General features: G+C 60.9%; 1 protein-coding gene. It reads right to left on the reverse strand.

Annotated elements, in window-relative coordinates; all coding sequences use genetic code 11:
- Positions 1 to 598, reverse strand: a 598-nt coding sequence (locus CAG00_RS28920; RefSeq protein ID WP_371915779.1) for an immunoglobulin-like domain-containing protein, incomplete at both ends; no start/stop codon positions are given.

Raw genomic sequence — 598 nt, forward strand, 5'->3', positions numbered from 1 at the left:
AACCGCCACGGTCTTCTCGTAGTTGCCGCCCGAGATATCGGTGATCTTGTTGGTCAGGTCCAGGTTGGTGTTGTGGACGTTGTTCGGTGCGGTGAACGGTACCGAAGCCGACGACTCACCCACCGGAATGGTGATGGTCTGGCCGTTGGCCAGTTTCACTACCAGATCGGAACCGGTGACTTTGTGGTTGACCGACGCGGTGTAAGTCACCACGCCGCCTTCAGCGACGGTCGAAGTCGCGGTCAGGGTGACGGTAGTGGTGTCGATGGTGTCGGTGACCTTGGTCACAGCCGCGGTGCTGCTGACATCAAGTTTCTCGAAGTCGCCACCGGTGGTGCCGGTGACGGTTACGCTCAGGTCTTCGGCATCGACGTAGACGTCGTCGCTTGGGGCATCGATGGTGATCGAGGCTTCTTTCGAGCCAGCGGCGATGGTGATGCTCTCACCGTTGCTCAGTTTGATCACCAGGTCGGTACCGGCCTTGTTGGTCAAGGTGGCGGTGTAGGTGATCTTGCCGCCTTCGGCCACGGTATCCGTCGCGGTCAGGGTGAGCGTGGTGACGTCCGGAGTCGCCGGGTTGTCGGTGACGGTGGTCACC

Source organism: Pseudomonas sp. B5(2017) (assembly GCF_002112825.1).
Lineage (GTDB): Bacteria > Pseudomonadota > Gammaproteobacteria > Pseudomonadales > Pseudomonadaceae > Aquipseudomonas > Aquipseudomonas putida_Z.